Source organism: Streptomyces luteolifulvus (genome assembly GCF_008806595.1).
GTDB lineage: Bacteria > Actinomycetota > Actinomycetes > Streptomycetales > Streptomycetaceae > Streptomyces > Streptomyces luteolifulvus.
This window is the reverse complement of sequence record NZ_VZRB01000009.1, coordinates 25,255-41,428: the sequence shown is the minus strand read 5'-3', so window position 1 is coordinate 41,428 and position 16,174 is coordinate 25,255. Positions and strand designations below refer to the sequence as shown.

General features: G+C 71.3%; 10 protein-coding genes and 1 pseudogene. 5 read left to right on the top strand and 6 right to left on the bottom strand.

Features of this window, described 5'->3' with window-relative positions:
- The first annotated feature begins 26 nt into the window (after window positions 1-26).
- Both F7R91_RS15320 and ppdK read left to right on the top strand, forming a co-directional pair.
- Window positions 27-1,229, top strand: a complete 1,203-nt coding sequence (locus F7R91_RS15320; protein WP_150948927.1) for an ROK family protein — start codon at window positions 27-29, stop codon at window positions 1,227-1,229.
- Window positions 1,230-1,661: 432 nt separating this feature from the next.
- Window positions 1,662-4,409 (top strand): pyruvate, phosphate dikinase, encoded by a 2,748-nt coding sequence (gene ppdK / locus F7R91_RS15315; protein WP_408056033.1) that lies wholly within the window; start codon window positions 1,662-1,664, stop codon window positions 4,407-4,409.
- 245 nt (window positions 4,410-4,654) lie between these two features.
- Here ppdK and F7R91_RS15310 read toward each other — a convergent pair whose 3' ends face one another.
- The 3 genes from F7R91_RS15310 to F7R91_RS15300 all read right to left on the bottom strand — a co-directional run bounded on the left by F7R91_RS15310 (window position 4,655) and on the right by F7R91_RS15300 (window position 8,326).
- On the bottom strand, window positions 4,655-5,812 hold the full coding sequence (locus tag F7R91_RS15310; protein ID WP_150949397.1) for an alkaline phosphatase PhoX: 1,158 nt from the start codon (window positions 5,810-5,812) through the stop codon (window positions 4,655-4,657).
- A gap of 145 nt (window positions 5,813-5,957) precedes the next feature.
- The gene (locus F7R91_RS15305; protein ID WP_150948921.1) at window positions 5,958-7,544 is read right to left on the bottom strand and encodes a sensor histidine kinase; all 1,587 of its coding nucleotides are present in this window, start codon (window positions 7,542-7,544) and stop codon (window positions 5,958-5,960) included.
- Window positions 7,541-8,326, bottom strand: a complete 786-nt coding sequence (locus tag F7R91_RS15300; protein WP_150948919.1) for a response regulator transcription factor — start codon at window positions 8,324-8,326, stop codon at window positions 7,541-7,543. Before F7R91_RS15300 ends, F7R91_RS15305 begins: the two co-directional genes overlap by 4 nt.
- A gap of 288 nt (window positions 8,327-8,614) precedes the next feature.
- On the opposite strand from F7R91_RS15300, the gene F7R91_RS15295 reads away from it, so the two are divergent.
- From F7R91_RS15295 to F7R91_RS15285, 3 genes and pseudogenes are all read left to right on the top strand, one after another.
- Window positions 8,615-9,220 carry a carbonic anhydrase gene (locus tag F7R91_RS15295; RefSeq protein ID WP_150948916.1) on the top strand — a complete coding sequence of 202 codons (606 nt, stop codon included), beginning with the start codon at window positions 8,615-8,617 and terminating at the stop codon, window positions 9,218-9,220.
- Window positions 9,217-10,932, top strand: a complete 1,716-nt coding sequence (locus tag F7R91_RS15290) for a SulP family inorganic anion transporter (RefSeq protein ID WP_150948914.1) — start codon at window positions 9,217-9,219, stop codon at window positions 10,930-10,932. Before F7R91_RS15295 ends, F7R91_RS15290 begins: the two co-directional genes overlap by 4 nt.
- Before the next feature lie 50 nt (window positions 10,933-10,982).
- Window positions 10,983-11,911 (top strand): annotated as a pseudogene (locus tag F7R91_RS15285) (oxidoreductase).
- A 52-nt stretch (window positions 11,912-11,963) separates the two neighbouring features.
- Here the strand turns inward: F7R91_RS15285 and nirD are convergent.
- From nirD to F7R91_RS15270, 3 genes are read right to left on the bottom strand one after another with little or no spacing between them, the layout of a single operon-like run.
- Window positions 11,964-12,332 carry a nitrite reductase small subunit NirD gene (nirD, locus tag F7R91_RS15280; RefSeq protein WP_150948912.1) on the bottom strand — a complete coding sequence of 123 codons (369 nt, stop codon included), beginning with the start codon at window positions 12,330-12,332 and terminating at the stop codon, window positions 11,964-11,966.
- A complete protein-coding gene (gene nirB / locus F7R91_RS15275; RefSeq protein ID WP_150948910.1) occupies window positions 12,329-14,944 on the bottom strand; it encodes a nitrite reductase large subunit NirB in 2,616 nt (871 codons plus the stop codon). The genes nirD and nirB overlap by 4 nt, the downstream gene beginning before the upstream one ends.
- Window positions 14,944-16,167: an NAD(P)/FAD-dependent oxidoreductase gene (locus F7R91_RS15270; RefSeq protein ID WP_150948907.1), complete on the bottom strand. Its 1,224-nt coding sequence runs from the start codon at window positions 16,165-16,167 to the stop codon at window positions 14,944-14,946. The genes nirB and F7R91_RS15270 overlap by 1 nt, the downstream gene beginning before the upstream one ends.
- Window positions 16,168-16,174: the final 7 nt, after the last annotated feature.

Sequence of the window (16,174 nt, the reverse complement as noted above, 5' to 3'; positions counted from 1 at the left end):
GACTTGAGAAACACAAGGGGGTGCGCATGACTGGACGGAACCAGGCCGGCGCCGGCGATCTCCTCGAACTGGTCCGCCGTGGACGCGCCACCACCCGCGGCGCACTCCAGCAGGCCACGGGACTCTCCCGCGCCACGGTCGGCCAGCGCCTCGACCGCCTCTTCCGCGCGGGCTGGCTGCGCGAGGGCGCCGGGGGTCCCGTGGACTCCCCGCTGGGCGGCCGCCCTTCGATCACCCTGGAGTTCGACGACGCCCACGCGGTCGTCCTCGCCGCCGATCTGGACACCCGGCACGCGCGTGCGGCCGTGCTGTCCCTGACCGGCGAGATCCTCGCCGAGCACGGCGGCACACTGGTCGTCGAGGACGGCCCCGACGCCGTACTGGGCGAACTCGGCCGCTGGCTCGCCGAACTGCTGGAGAAGGCGGGACACACGGCGGCGGAGGTATGCGGCATCGGACTCGCGGTGCCGGGGCCCGTGGACAGCGAGACGGGCCGGGTCGTCCAGCCGCCGATCATGCCGGGCTGGGACGGCTATGACATCAGGGGCCGCCTGGCCCGGGCCTTCACCGAGCACACGGGAGCGGCCGCGGTACCGGTGCTCGTGGACAACGACGCAAACCTCATGGCGTACGGCGAACAGCGCACCGCACACCCCGACTGCGGGGCGTTCGTCCTGGTGAAGGTGTCGACGGGCATCGGCGCCGGAGTCGTGGTGGACGGCTCCGTCTACCGCGGCATCGACGGCGGCGCCGGGGACATCGGCCACATCCGCGTCCCGGCGGGTGCCGAGGCGCTGTGCCGGTGCGGGTCCTACGGCTGTCTGGCCGCGGTCGCCAGCGGTGGCGCCGTGGCGCGGCGGCTGGCGCAGGCCGGGGTGCCGGCGGCCTCGGGATCGGATGTAAGGGACCTGCTGGCGGCGGGACATCCGGAGGCGGCCGCGCTCGCGCGGGAGGCCGGACGGCAGGTCGGTGACGTGCTGGCGACCGTGGTGACGCTGCTCAACCCCGGGGTGCTGATGATCGCCGGGGATTTGGCCGGAACGCCCTTCCTCACGGGGGTGCGGGAGCTGCTGTACCAGCGGGCGCTGCCGCGCTCCACCGCTCATCTGGACGTCGTGACCTCGCGGCTCGGGGAGCGGGCCGGACTGGTGGGGGCGGGGGCGCTGGTCGTCGAGCACCTGTACGCGCCGGACCGGATCGAGGAACGGTTGCTCGCGCTGGGGGTGTGACGGGGCGTGTGACCGGCGGGTTTGTGACAGGCGCGTTTCTGTCCCGGGACACGTCCGCATGGTGAAATCCCGTCGCCTGTGGCAGCGTGATTCTCGCCACCCTTGATAAGGGTTGCGCTCAGATGAGCGGATCATGAGCGACTGCACTTCCTCAAGGGGTGGCACTGAGTGCCACCCCTTGATCGTTCATCGATCGAACTCAGGCGTGCCGAAAGCCGCTCATCTGAGCGATCGGAGGAGCCCGTGGGGGGTGAGGCGTTCAAGAAGTGAAAACATAAGCGGTCGGTCGCTTGCCAAGCCTTGACTTTCGATCCGCTGGCGGACGAACGGTTACGGGCGCATGACACGCAAGTGGACGTACCCAGGCGCCTTCGATCTGGGTATGTTCCTGGCCGTCAGGGCAGCCACCGCGTCCTCGAGGAGTCGAGACCCGTGTCGGAAAACAAAGATCCCCATGTAGCTGAGCACGGCACCAGCGTTGAGGGCGTGAAGTTCGTTTACGACTTCACCGAGGGCAACAAGGACCTCAAGGACCTCCTCGGCGGCAAGGGCGCCAACCTCGCCGAGATGACCAACCTCGGCCTTCCGGTGCCCCCCGGCTTCACGATCACCACCGAGGCCTGCAAGGTCTACCTCGACAGCGGTGAAGAGCCGGTGGCACTCCGTGACGAGGTCAGCGCTCACCTCGAAGCGCTCGAAGCCACGATGGGCAAGAAGCTCGGCCAGGCCGGGGACCCGCTGCTGGTCTCCGTCCGCTCCGGGGCGAAGTTCTCCATGCCCGGCATGATGGACACGGTCCTCAACATCGGTCTCTCGGACAAGTCGGTCCAGGGCCTCGCCAAGCAGGCCGGCGACGACCGGTTCGCCTGGGACTCCTACCGCCGTCTCATCCAGATGTTCGGCAAGACGGTCCTCGGCGTCGACGGCGACCTCTTCGAGGAGGCGCTGGAGGCGGCCAAGGAGGCCAAGAAGGTCACGGTCGACACCGAGCTGGAGGCGGCCGACCTCAAGAAGCTCGTCGCCAAGTTCAAGAAGATCGTCAAGGCCGAGGCCGGCCGTGACTTCCCGCAGGACCCGCGCGAGCAGATGGACCTCGCCATCAAGGCGGTCTTCGACTCCTGGAACGGCGACCGGGCCAAGCTCTACCGCCGCCAGGAGCGCATCCCGCACGACCTGGGCACCGCGGTCAACGTCTGCTCCATGGTGTTCGGCAACCTGGGCCCCGACTCCGGCACCGGTGTGGCCTTCACCCGTGACCCCGCCTCCGGGCACCAGGGCGTGTACGGCGACTACCTCCAGAACGCCCAGGGCGAGGACGTGGTGGCCGGTATCCGCAACACGGTTCCGCTGGCCGAGCTGGAGACGATCGACAAGAAGTCGTACGACCAGCTGATGCAGATCATGGAGACCCTGGAGAACCACTACAAGGATCTCTGCGACATCGAGTTCACCATCGAGCGCGGCCAGTTGTGGATGCTGCAGACGCGGGTCGGCAAGCGCACGGCGGGCGCGGCCTTCCGTATCGCGACGCAGCTGGTGGACCAGGGCCTCATCGACGAGGCCGAGGCGCTCCAGCGGGTGACGGGCGCCCAGCTCGCGCAGCTGATGTTCCCGCGCTTCGACGAGCAGGCGAAGGTCGAGCAGGTCGGCCGGGGCATCGCGGCCTCGCCGGGTGCGGCGGTCGGCAAGGCGGTCTTCGACTCGTACACCGCCGTGAAGTGGTCGCGTTCGGGCGAGAAGGTCATCCTGGTCCGCCGCGAGACCAACCCCGACGACCTGGACGGCATGATCGCCGCAGAGGGCATCCTGACCTCGCGCGGCGGCAAGACCTCCCACGCGGCCGTCGTGGCCCGCGGCATGGGCAAGACCTGTGTGTGCGGCGCGGAGGAGCTGGAGGTCGACACCAAGCGGCGCCGGATGACCGTGCCCGGCGGGCACATCGTGGAGGAGGGCGACCTCATCTCCATCGACGGGTCCAGCGGCAAGGTGTACCTGGGCGAGGTCCCGGTGGTCCCGTCCCCGGTCGTGGAGTACTTCGAGGGCCGGATGCACGCGGGTGCGGACGACGCCGACGAACTCGTCGAGGCCGTCCACCGGATCATGGCGTTCGCCGACCGCAAGCGGCGGCTGCGGGTCCGCGCCAACGCGGACAACGCGGAAGACGCGCTGCGCGCCCGTCGCTTCGGCGCGCAGGGCATCGGTCTGTGCCGCACGGAGCACATGTTCCTGGGTGACCGGCGCGAGCTGGTGGAGCGGCTGATCCTGGCCGACACCGAGGCCGAGCGCGAGGAGTCGCTGAAGGAACTCCTCCCCCTCCAGAAGAAGGACTTCGTCGAACTGTTCGAGGCGATGGACGGCCTGCCGGTCACCATCCGCCTGCTCGACCCGCCGCTGCACGAGTTCCTTCCCGACATCACCGAGTTGTCGGTGCGGGTCGCTCTCGCGGAGTCCCGCCAGGAGCCGCACGAGAACGAGCTGCGTCTGCTCCAGGCCGTGCACCGGCTGCACGAGGCGAACCCGATGCTGGGTCTGCGCGGTGTGCGCCTCGGTCTGGTCATCCCCGGTCTGTTCACCATGCAGGTACGGGCGATCGCCGAGGCCGCGGCCGAGCGCAAGTCCGCGAAGGGCGACCCGCGGGCCGAGATCATGATCCCGCTCGTCGGCACGGTCCAGGAGCTGGAGATCGTCCGCGAGGAGGCCGACCAGGTCATCGCCGACGTACAGGCGGCGACGGGCACGGAGCTGAAGCTGTCGATCGGCACGATGATCGAGCTGCCGCGCGCCGCGCTGACCGCCGGTCAGATCGCGGAGGCGGCGGAGTTCTTCTCCTTCGGCACGAACGACCTCACCCAGACGGTGTGGGGCTTCAGCCGGGACGACGTGGAGGCGAGCTTCTTCACGGCGTACCTGGAGAAGGGCATCTTCGGGGTGTCGCCGTTCGAGACGATCGACAGGGACGGCGTGGGCTCGCTGGTCGAGCTGGCGGCGAGGGCCGGCCGCGCGACCCGGCCCGACCTGAAGCTCGGCGTCTGCGGCGAGCACGGCGGTGACCCGGAGTCGGTCCACTTCTTCCACGCGGTGGGTCTGGACTACGTCTCCTGCTCGCCCTTCCGCATCCCGGTGGCGCGGCTGGAGGCGGGCCGCGCCGCGAGCCAGTCGCAGGGCAGCGACCACCGCTGACCCCTTTCAAGACCCCGGAGCCGCCGTCGGTCCCCGACCCTCACCGATCGGCAGCGGCTCCGGGCATGGAGGGGGCGGCACCGCCCGCTGCGCCTTCAGACCCCGGAGCCGCCGACGGTCCCCGACCAACCGATCGACGGCGGCTCCGGCTTCCAGAAAGGGCGGCACCCTTGTGCGGGGGTGCCGCCCTCTTCTTTTGCGCCTGCGGGGCCAGTCACGCGTCGCACGCAACCCCGTCGTTGTCGCTACGCCCGGAACGGCCCCGTCACCTCGTAGGTGATCCCGCCCGACGAGCTTCCGCTGGTCCCCCGCTGGCTGGAGAAGTACAGGCGGGTGCCGTCGGGGGAGAAGGCCGGGCCGGTGATTTCCGAGGACGACTGGCCGTCGATGCGCAGGAAGACGGCGACCACGTCGTCGGGGGTGATGAGGCAGATCTCCATGTTGCCGCCGTCCTCGGCGACGAACAGGTCGCCGGAGGACGCGCCGGTGATGTTGTCGACTCCGGTGAGCGGGGCCGTGCCGTTGACGAGGGAGTCGTCGTAGGCGAGTTCGTAGGTGCTGTTGGTGAGGTTGACCTGCCAGACGCGGTTGTCGCCCTTCGTGGTGAACCAGACCGTGTCGTCGGCGTAGTGGCAGCCCTCGCCGCCGTTGAAGGACTTCGAGCCGGAGACCTGGGTGCGGGTGGACGTGGGGGAGCCGTCCGGGTCCGGCACGGTCCCCCAGGTGAAGGAGCCGGACGTGCCGCTGCCGGCCTTCAGCACCTGGAGGGTCCCGGAGGACAGGTCGCCCCAGGTCGTCGGCACGAAGCGGTAGAAGCGGCCGTTGCTCTCGTCCTCGGTCAGGTAGATCACCTGGCGCACCGGGTCGGCCGCGGCGGCCTCGTGCTTGAAGCGGCCCATCGCCGGCCGCTGCACCGCCGTGTTCACGCCCCACGGGTCGGTCTCGTAGACGTAGCCGAGCGACACCTCCTCGCAGGACAGCCAGGTGTTCCACGGCGTGCTGCCGCCCGCGCAGTTCTGCCGGGTGCCGGACAGGATGCGGTACGCGCCGGTGATCGTGCCCGTCGAGGAGAACTTGACCGCGCTCGCGCCCCCGGAGGGGTTGATCTCCGAGTTGGAGACGTAGATCCAGCCCGTGCCGTCGGCGTAACACGCGCCGCCGTCGGGGGCGTTGTGCCAGGTGTACGAGGTTCCGCCGACCGTCTGGCCGGAACGGGCGATCACCCGGCTGGTGAAGCCGCTGGGGAGTCTGATGCCGTTGGCGTCGGGGGAGCCGAGCGCTCCGTAGGGTCCGGGTCCGGGCTGGGCGGGTGCGGCGTATGCGGCGCCTCGCCACAGTGTTCCGCCGAAGACTGCCGAGGCGCCGCCGACGGCGGCCGCACGCAGGAGGTGACGACGTTCCACGCTCACTCCAAGAGTGTGTCGTGACCGGTGCCCGCCACCGGCCGGCGGCGGGGTCGCACGGTCAGGACCCTAGGGGCTCGGGGTTGACGTGCCGTGGCCTGATTGTGAAGTCGGCGTACGGTGCACATGACGACTGACCTGCGCCTTACGCCGGTAGCGGCGGCGCGTCGCGCCGGCGCACGCCCGGCGTGCCCACCCTCTGCCCGCCCGGCGGGGGGTCCGCGGCCCTTGACCCCCACCCGGCCCGTCCCCCCGCCCCCCCCGCCGCCCCCCCCCCCCCCACGCCCGGCTTGCCCACCGTCTGCCCGCCCGTCGGTGGTTCCGCGGACGGCAGCCGGATCACCGCGTCGAGGCCGCCCGTGGCCGCCGCATGCAGGCTCGCCTCGCCGCCGCTCCCGTGGGCGAGCCGCTGGACGAGGGCGAGGCCGAGGCCCGTGCCGCCCTTGGGGGCGCCGGGGGCCCGCCAGAAGCGATCGAAGGCGCGGGCGCGCTGGTCCGCCGTCATACCGGGGCCCTCGTCGGTGACATGGAGGTCGACCCAGCAGGGGCGGGCGTCGCGCAGGGCGCGGCGGGCCGGGACGTGGAGCCGCAGCTCGATGGTGACCGTGCTGTCGGACGGTGATGCCCGCAGGGCGTTGGAGAGCAGGTTGTCCAGGATCTGTTCGACGGCCCCTGGGAGCGCCAGCACGGGACCCACGCTGCCGGCGAACAGGACGAGCGAGACGCCCTGCTGCCGGAACAGCGGCGACCAGGTGCGGTGCCGTTCCGCGCAGACCTCGCCGACGTCGACCGGACCCGGTGTGGCCGCGTTCTCCTCCAGTCTGGCCATCGCCAGCAGTCCCTCGACCATGCGGGAGAGCCGGTCCGTCTCGGTCACGGCGGCGGTGAGGCTGGCCCGGCCGGGGTCGCTGACATTGGGCTCCAGGTTCTCCAGCCGCAGCCGCAGTGCCGCGAGGGGCGTCTTGAGCTGGTGCGAGGCCTCGCCCGCGAAGGCGTGCTGGGAGTCGAGGAGTTGGGCGAGGCGGGCCGACGTACGGTTGAACGCGGCGGCCAGGCTGCGTACTTCGGGCGGCCCCTTGGTCACCGTGACCGTCACCGGATCGGCGCGTCCGCCCTCCGCGAGCTCATGGGTGGCGCGCTCCAGTTCGCGGATGGGGCGGCCGGTCCAGCGGGCGATGCCGAAGCCGACCAGGGCGATCGCCTTGAGGACCCCGAGCCCGCCGGCGCCGAGCAGCAGCCACACCCGGTGGACGCGTTCGTGCACCGTCCGCGTGGGGACGGTGAGCCAGACGGCACCCTGGGCCTCACCGCCCCGCAGGACGGGCGCGGCGACCGACAGATACTCGACCCCGCCGATGGTGGAGGTGCGGACGTCCACCGTGGAGGTGCCCCGGAGCGCGGCCACGATCCCGGGACGGCCGGCCAGTGCGCGGGTGGCTTCGGCGGACAGCGGGTGCGAGGTGGCGAGCGGTGCGCCGGTGGCGTCGACGACCACCACCTTCCCGCCGATGCGTTCGGCGCAGTGGGCCACCCGCCCGGGCAGGTCCAGCTCGGCCCGGCCCGCGGCCAGGGACAGCGCGGTGTATGCCGAGACCGACTCGGCCTCGTCCTTCGCCGAGTTGACCACCCGCTCCCGTTCGCCGCGCGAGTAGACGAAGCCCAGCGGGATCTCCAGCCCGAGCAGCACCAGGGCGGCGAGGGAGAGATAGCTGAGCAGCAGCCGACGGGTCATGGCCGGTCGTCGGGCCCGGTGTGCACCGCAAGCCGGAAACCGACCCCGCGCAGGGTCTGGATCCACGCCGGATGGCCCAGCTTGCGCCGCAGCGCGGCCACATGGACGTCGAGGGTCTTGGTCGGGCCCTCGTAGTGCGGGTCCCACACCCGGTCGAGGATCTGCTGCCGGGAGCAGACCGCGCCCGGGTCCTCGCTGAGCAGCGCGAGCAGTTCGAACTCCTTGGGGGTGAGGGCGACGGGGACCTCACCGACCCACACCTGCCGGGTGCGGCGGTCGACGACGAGCGGTCCCGGTTCGGGCGCCGGTCCGCCGTCGTACGACGGCCCCTGCGCGGGTTCGTACGACAGCGCGGGCACGGGTTCGTACGACAGCGCCGGTGCCTCGTACGCGGCCGTCACCGTCGCCTCCGCGGAAGCGTGGGTGAGCTGGGTCCGCCGGGTCACCGCCCGCACCCGGGCCACCAGCTCCCGTACGCTGAATGGTTTCGCCAGATAGTCGTCCGCGCCGAGCTCCAGCCCCAGCACCCGGTCGGCCTCCTCACCGCGCGCGCTGAGGATCACGATGGGGACGTCGGACGTCTGCCGGATGCCCCGGCAGACGTCGATGCCGTCCATGTCGGGCAGCCCGAGGTCCAGCAGGACGGCGTCGCCGTACGGAGCTCTCAGCCCCTCGGCTCCCGTGGTCACGTGATCCACCGTCAGCCCGAAGTGCCCCAGCCCCTCGGCGAGCGGTTCGGCGATCGTCTCGTCGTCCTCGATGAGCAGCACTCGAAGGCTCATAGGTCCTGTCTCTCCGCGAATCCGGACAACACGGCATATGGCAATGCGACAACTGGAATGCCATGCCGTGCAGTTGACAAGCTACAAGGAGTGTAAACCGTGCGTCGCGTAAATGCGGCCCAGTGTGACCAGCCGCTCAGAAAGCGATTGCACGGGAGTGGCCGAGAATGGTTGGGGACAAAGAATGTCCACACGCTGGCCGCGCGCTGGTGTTCGCTTAACCTTCGCCTGGTCTTCCCCGCTCTACGGTGGCTGCCACTGGCCCAACTCCCATTCGAGGAGGCTTCGTTGAAGGCGTTGCTGGACCGTGCCCGCTCGTTCGAGCGTCGCGTGGATATCGAGAGCGGCGAATACCGGAAACTCGCCGAGGGGCAAAATCCCGACGTGCTCTTCATTACGTGTTCCGACTCGCGGGTGATACCCGCCCTCATCATGGACGCCCGGCCCGGAGAGATATTCGAGCTGCGGAACGCAGGCAATATCGTGCCGCCGTACGGGCAGCTCGGCGCCGGCGGTGAGGCCGCCACCGTCGAATACGCACTCGGGGTGCTCGGAGTTCAGGATGTCGTCGTGTGCGGTCACTCACACTGCGGCGCCATGGATGCGCTGAAGTCCGGCGACGACCTGACCGCGCTGCCCGGCGTGGACGCCTGGCTCCGGCTCGCCCGCCCGGAGCTGGCCCCGGTGCTCACCGGCGCGTCCGACGACCGGTCGCTGGTCGACGTGGTTCAGCGCAATGTCGTCAACCAGCTCGCCGGGCTGCGGAGTTACCCGATGGTGCGGCAGCGGCTGGACGACGGCCTGCTGCGGCTGCACGGCTGGTACTACGAGGTCCACACGGGCCGGGTGTACGAGCTCGACGCCGACGGCGCCTTCCGGGTGCACGCCGGATGAGCGGGGCACATGCGCGCGGCCGGTCAGGGGCCGCCAGGACCGCGGGCGCGAAGACGAAGGCAGGCACCAAGGCGAAGGCAGGCACCAAGGCAAGCGGGACCGCGGGCGGGAAGGCCGACCTGGGCACCGAGATCGCCGCCTCCTTCGTCGTCTTCCTCGTCGCCCTGCCCCTGTGCATCGGTGTCGCCGTCGCCTCCGGCGTGCCCGCCGAGCTCGGGATCATCTCCGGGGTGATCGGCGGGCTGGTCGTGGGCGCGATCCGGGGCAGCACTCTCCAGGTCAGCGGGCCCGCCGCGGGACTGGCCGCGCTTGTCGCGGAGACCGTCGCCGAGCATGGCGTCGCCGTTCTCGGCGTGATCGTCCTGTTCTCCGGGATCCTCCAGATCGTCCTCGGCGTCGTACGGCTCGGACGGATGTTCCAGGCGATCTCCCTCGCCGTCGTCCAGGGCATGCTGGCCGGCATCGGGCTGCCGCTGATGTTCAGCCAGGCCTATCCGGCCGCCGACGCCAAGGCACCCGGCACCCCGATCGAGAACATGGCCGGGATCCCCGGGCTGTTCACCCGCATCCTGATCGACCGGCAGACAATGATCGCCGCGCTCCTCGGCGTGGCCACGGTCGTGCTGAGCTTCGTGTGGAAGAAGGTGCCGGGCCCGGCCGGGAAGATCCCGGCCGCACTGGTCGCCGTCGCCGTCGGGATCGGCGTCGCCGCGCTGCCCGGCGTGGATGTGAAGACCCTCCAGGTCGGCGATCTCCTCGCCTCCGTGCAGGTGCCGGGCGCCGAGCAGTTCGCGGGTCTCGCCGACGCGGCGATCATCACCTCCGTCATCACCTTCACCGTCATCGCCTCCGCGGAGAGCCTGTTCACGGCCGCCGCCGTGGACCGTATGCACAGCGGTCCGCGCACCCGCTACAACACTGAACTGATCGCCCAGGGCGCCGGAAACACCATCGCCGGCATCCTCGGGGCCCTGCCGATCACCGCCGTGGTCGCCCGCAGCTCGGCGAACGTGCAGGCAGGCGCGAAGACCCGGCTCTCCCGGACCCTGCACGGCCTGTGGCTGCTCGCGTTCGCGATGCTCCTGCCGCAGGTCCTCGCGCTGATCCCGATCTCCGTGCTGGCCGGTGTCCTGGTGCACAGCGGCTGGAAGCTGTTCGCGCCCGCGGAGTTCCCGAAGATGTGGCGCCAGGACCGCGGTGAGTTCGTGGTGATGACCCTGACCACCCTCGTCATCGTGGCCACCGCGCTGCTGGAAGGCGTGCTGGTCGGACTCGCCGCCGGGATCGTGCTGGCCGCGCTGCGCATGTCGCAGACGGTGATAAAGCAGCACCTCGAGGAGGACACCGCCAAGGTCGTCATGGCCGGAAACGCCACCTTCCTGCGGCTGCCGAAGGTGATCGAGGCGCTGGAGACCGCCGCCGCGTCGGGCAAGCCGCGGATCCGACTGGACCTGACCGGCGTGACGCATCTGGACCACGCCTGCCGCAACCAGATCGAGGAGTTCACCGCCCAGCAGCGGGGGAACGGTCTGCGCGTGGAGCTGCTGATGCCGGGTCCGGCGAAGCATGAGGCGGTCCCGGAGGCTACGGCCAAGACGGACGTCACGGCCACCGCGGAGATGTCCGTCCCGGGGCCCGGAGCCGAGTGGTTCTACCTGGACACCCGGCCCCTGCCCGGCGACTACGCGGAGCGCCCGCCCCTCGTAGGCTGAGCCCACGCAAGCCCACGCAAGCCCACGCCGTCCGCGGAGGGAGGCCGGCCATGTCCGGCTGGAGCGCGAAGGACATCCCGGATCAGCGTGGGCGTGTCGCCGTCGTCACCGGCGCCAACAGCGGCATCGGGTACGTCACGGCGCGGGAGCTGGCGCGCGGGGGCGCCCGGGTGGTGCTCGCCTGCCGGAGCGAGGCGCGCGGCACCCGGGCCGTCGAGCGGATCACCACCGAGGCGCCGGGCGCGCAGACGGAGCTCGGCCGGCTGGACCTGGCGGACCTGCGGTCGGTGCGGGAGTTCGCCGACCGGTTCCCGTACGAGCGGCTCGACCTGCTGGTCGGCAACGCCGGGGTGATGGCGCTGCCGTACGGGACGACCGCGGACGGGTTCGTGACGCAGTTCGGCGTCAACCACCTCGGGCACTTCGCGCTCACCGGGCTGCTGCTGCCCCGGCTGCTCGCCACGCCCGGCGCCCGGGTGGTGACCGTGTCCAGCCCGATGCACGCGATGGCCACCATCGATCTCGCCGACCTCAACGGCAGGCGTCGCTACCGGCGTTGGACCGCCTACGCCCGCTCCAAGACCGCCAACCTGCTCTTCACCCACGAGCTGGCGCGCAGGCTGGCGGCACACGGCTCCGACGTGGTCGCGGCCGCGGCGCACCCCGGGTACGCCGCCACGAACCTGCAGTTTGCCGGGCCGCGGATGGCGGGCCGCAGGGTCACCGAGCGGATCATGGGGATCGGCAACCGGCTCTTCGCCCAGTCCGCCGAGGCCGGCGCGCTGCCCACCCTCTTCGCGGCGACCGCTCGCCCGGCGTACGCCCCGACTCCTTCACCGGCCCGTCCTTCGCGATGTGGCGCGGGGCGCCGGCCCCGTCCTGGCGGGCGCCCTGGACGCTCGACGACAGGGCGGGGCAACGGCTGTGGACCGCCTCCGAGGAGCTGACGGGCGTGCCGTACGACGCGTTGAAGGCGTGACCGCCGGCGCGGACGCCGGCGGCCTGTCACGGGACCATACGCCCGTACGTCGCTACGCGGCCCGGACCTCGTACGTCGCGATGCGCACCGTCTCGTCGTCCAGGCACTGCCCGGACAGCAGGTCGAAGCGCTGCTTGAGCAGGGGCGAGGCGACGAACGGACGGCCCTGGTGGGTGCCGATCAGGCCGCGGGAGAGCACCGCCGCGCCGCCGAACGGGTCGCGGTTGTCGACGGCGTACAGCCGGCCGCCCCGGTCGCGGAACAGGGCGACCTGGCGTCCGTCCGGCAGCAGCGCCGCCACGCCGCGGCCCGGCAGAAGATGGCTCAGGTCGCAGACCGTGAACCAGGCGTCCTCGGCGCCCTTGCCGTCGTCCAGCCGGAGTTGAATCTTCAGGTCGGTCGTCTCGGGTGCCAGGGTCATCGCTGGGCGCTTCCTTCCAGGACGTCTTCCGCGTTTTCCAGGGGCCGCATGCCGATGCTCAGCAGCGGGAGGTCGGGCTTGATCTGGTCGCGCTCGGGGACGAAGCCGACGACCGGGTCGGGGGTGTCGGGCGCGTTCACGAAGGAGACGAACCGGGCCAGCTTCTCCGGGTTGTTGATGGTCTCCGCCCACTCGTCGCGGTAGGTGGACACATGGGCCGCCATCAGCGACTCCAGCTCCTCGCAGATGCCCAGCGAGTCCTCCACCACCACGTCCCGTACGTGGTCCAGGCCGCCCGGGATGCGCTCCAGCCAGGTCGAGGTGCGCTCCAGACGGTCGGCGGTGCGGATGTAGAACATCAGGAACCGGTCGATCAGACGGACGAGTTCGGCGTCGGACAGGTCCTGGGCCAGCAGGTCCGCGTGGCGCGGGGTGGCGCCGCCGTTGCCGCCGACGTACAGGTTCCAGCCGTTGGAGGTGGCGATGACGCCGAAGTCCTTCGACTGGGCCTCGGCGCACTCGCGGGCGCAGCCCGACACCGCCGACTTCAGCTTGTGCGGGGACCTGAGGCCCCGGTAGCGCAGCTCCAGGTCGATCGCCATGCGGACGGAGTCCTGGACGCCGTAGCGGCACCAGGTCTGGCCGACGCAGGACTTCACCGTGCGCAGCGCCTTGCCGTACGCGTGGCCCGACTCGAAGCCGGCGTCGACCAGCCGGGCCCAGATCAGCGGGAGCTGCTCCACCCGGGCGCCGAACAGGTCGATCCGCTGCCCGCCGGTGATCTTCGTGTAGAGGCCGAAGTCACGGGCGATCTCGCCGATCACGATCAGGCCCTCGGGGGTGATCTCACCGCCGGGGATGCGCGGCACGACCGAGTACGAGCCGTTCTTCTGGAGGTTGGCGAGGAAGTGGTCGTTGCTGTCCTGGAGGGCCGCCTGCTCGCCGTCCAGGACGTAGACGCTCGCGCCGATCGTCGGGGCGAGGGAGGCGATGATCGAGCCGACCGCCGGCTTGCAGATCTCGCAGCCGTCGCCGCCCCGGGCGTCCTCGCGGCCGTAGCGGTCCAGGAGGTCCTGGAAGGTGTTGATGCGCAGGGCGAGGACGATCTCGTACAGCTCCTCGCGGGTCTGCGAGAAGCAGCCGCACAGGCCCTTGTCGACCACGACGCCGCTCGCCTCCAGCTCGGCCGTGACGAGCTGGCCGAGGACCTTCACGCAGCTGCCGCAGCCGGTACCGGCCTTGGTGCACTTCTTGACCTCGGGCACCGTGGCGCACTGGTGGTCGGTGACGGCGCCGCGGATCGAGCCCTTGGTGACGTTGTGGCAGGAGCAGACGACCGCCTCGTCGGGCAGGGCCGACGGGCCGAGCTGGGCGCCGCCGCCGGAGCCGGCGGGCAGCACCAGGGACTCCGGCGAGATGGGCGGGACCGAACCGGTCAGGGCGCGCAGCGTGCCGTACGCGTCCGCGTCGCCGACCAGGATGCCGCCGAGCAGGGTGCCGTCACGGCCGATGACCAGCTTCTTGTACAGGCCCGAGCGCGAGTCGGAGTAGACGACGTCGAGGCAGTCGTCGGTGGTGCCGTGCGCGTCGCCGAAGGACGCCACGTCCACGCCGAGCAGCTTCAGCTTGGTGGACAGGTCGGCGCCGGTGAACGACAACTGGTCCGTCTCGTCCGCGGCGATCGTCGCGGCCGCGGTCTCGGCCTGCTCGTAGCCGGGGGCCACCAGGCCGTACACCCGGCCGTCGGAGGCCAGCGCGCACTCGCCGATCGCGAACACATGCGGGTCGGCCACGGTGCGGCACTGCTCGTCGACGGTGATGCCGCCGCGCTCGCCGACCGTGAGGCCGCAGTCGCGGGCCAGCTGGTCGCGGGGGCGGACACCGGCGCTGAACACGACCAGGTCGGTGGCGAGTTCGGAGCCGTCGGACAGCTTCATGCCGGTGACGGCGCCCGAGGCGTCGGTCACGATCTCCTGCGTGCCCACGCCGGTGTGGACGGTCAGGCCCATGTCCTCGATGGTGCGCAGGAGCGCGGCGCCGCCGCCCTCGTCGACCTGGACGGGCATCAGACGCGGCGCGAACTCCACGATGTGGCTGGTGAGTCCGAGGCCCTTCAGCGCACCCGCGGCCTCCAGACCGAGCAGACCGCCGCCGACCACCGCGCCGGTCGTCGCCTTCGTCCTCGCGTACTCCTCGATCGCGAGGAGGTCCTCGATCGTGCGGTAGACGAAGCAGCCCTCGGCGTCCTTGTTGGGGACCGGCGGCACGAAGGGGTAGGAGCCGGTGGCGAGGACGAGGGTGTCGTACTCGAAGACCTGGCCGGACTTCGCCGTGACCGTCCGCGCCTCACGGTCGACGGTCTCGGCGGGGTCGCCGACGTACAGCTCGATGCCGTGCGCGGCGATGAACTCCATGTCGGTCATGGAGAGCTCCTCGGGCGTCTTTCCCGAGAAGTACGAGGTGAGTTGGACGCGGTCGTACGCCGGACGCGGCTCCTCGCACAGCACGACCACGCGGTGCGTGGCGGTCAGGCCGCGCTCGGCGAGCGCTTCGAGGAAGCGCTGGCCGACCATGCCGTGGCCGACGAGCACGATCGTGGGGGGCGTGGACATCAGGAGCCTCCATCGTTGGTGAGCAGGTGGAGCAGAGGACCGCCGCCGGAGGGGAGCGGCTCTGCTCCCTCCCAGGCGCGCGCCAGGGCGCCGACGGTGCCGAGTTCGCCGACGAGGACCCCGCCGACCAGGCGGTCGTCGCGGACGACGACCTTGCGGTAGGTGCCTCGGGTGGCGTCGGCGAGCTGCACGACGTCGTCGCCGGGGCGCGGCTCCGTCTCACCGAACGCGGCGAGGTCGAAGGCGCTGTTCCCGGCGAGAGTCAGCCGGGTGAGGGAACGGGTGCCGGTGTAGCGGGCGTCGGCGTTCCCGGTGCTGCCCGCCAGCAGCTCGGCCAGGACGTCGGCCTGTTCGAGCGCGGGGGCGGCGAGTCCGTAGACCGTGCCGTCGTACTGGGCACAGTCGCCCAGGGCGCGGATGTGCGGGTCGGAGGTGCGGAGCTGGTCGTCCACGAGGACGCCCTTGTGGACCGTGAGCCCCGCCTCCTTGGCGAGACCGACGCGGGGGTGGACGCCGCAGGCCAGGACCACGAGGTCGGCGTCGAGGGCGTACCCGTCGGCCATCTCCACGGAGCGGACCGCGCCGCCGACGCAGCGCACGTCGCGCACCCGGCACTCGGTGTGGACCTCGACGCCGAGCTCCACGAGGTGCCGCTTGACGAGCTTCGACGCGCTCGGGTCGAGCTGGCGCTCCATCAGCCGCTCGGACTGCTGGGCGAGGACGACCTGGGCGCCGCGCACGGCGAGCGCGCGGGCCGCGGACACGCCGAGGAGCCCGCCGCCGATCACGACCGCCCGCACGCCCGGCCTGACCGCCTTGGACAGGCCCAGGCAGTCGTCCATCGTGCGGAACGCGTGCACGCCCTCGGGCAGTTCGTGGTCGGGCGTGAACAGGCCGCGCAGCGCGGGGAGCACGGGGTTGGAGCCGGTGGCGAGGACGAGGGTGTCGTATGCGATCACCGTGCCGTCCGCGAGGTGTACGGCCCGCGCCTCGCGGTCGATGCCGGTGACCCGGCCGCGGGTCAGCTCCGTGGGCGCCGGAAGGGCGATCACGTCGGGGCTGTAGCGTCCGGCCAGCACCTCGGCGAGCAGCACCCGGTTGTACGGCCGGTGCTCCTCCTCGCCGATCACCAGCGTGGGCGTGCCGAGCTCACCGAGCCGCCGGGCGAGACGTACGCCCGCGAGGCCGGCGCCGATCACCACCACACGCGTATTCGAGGTCATGCCAGGA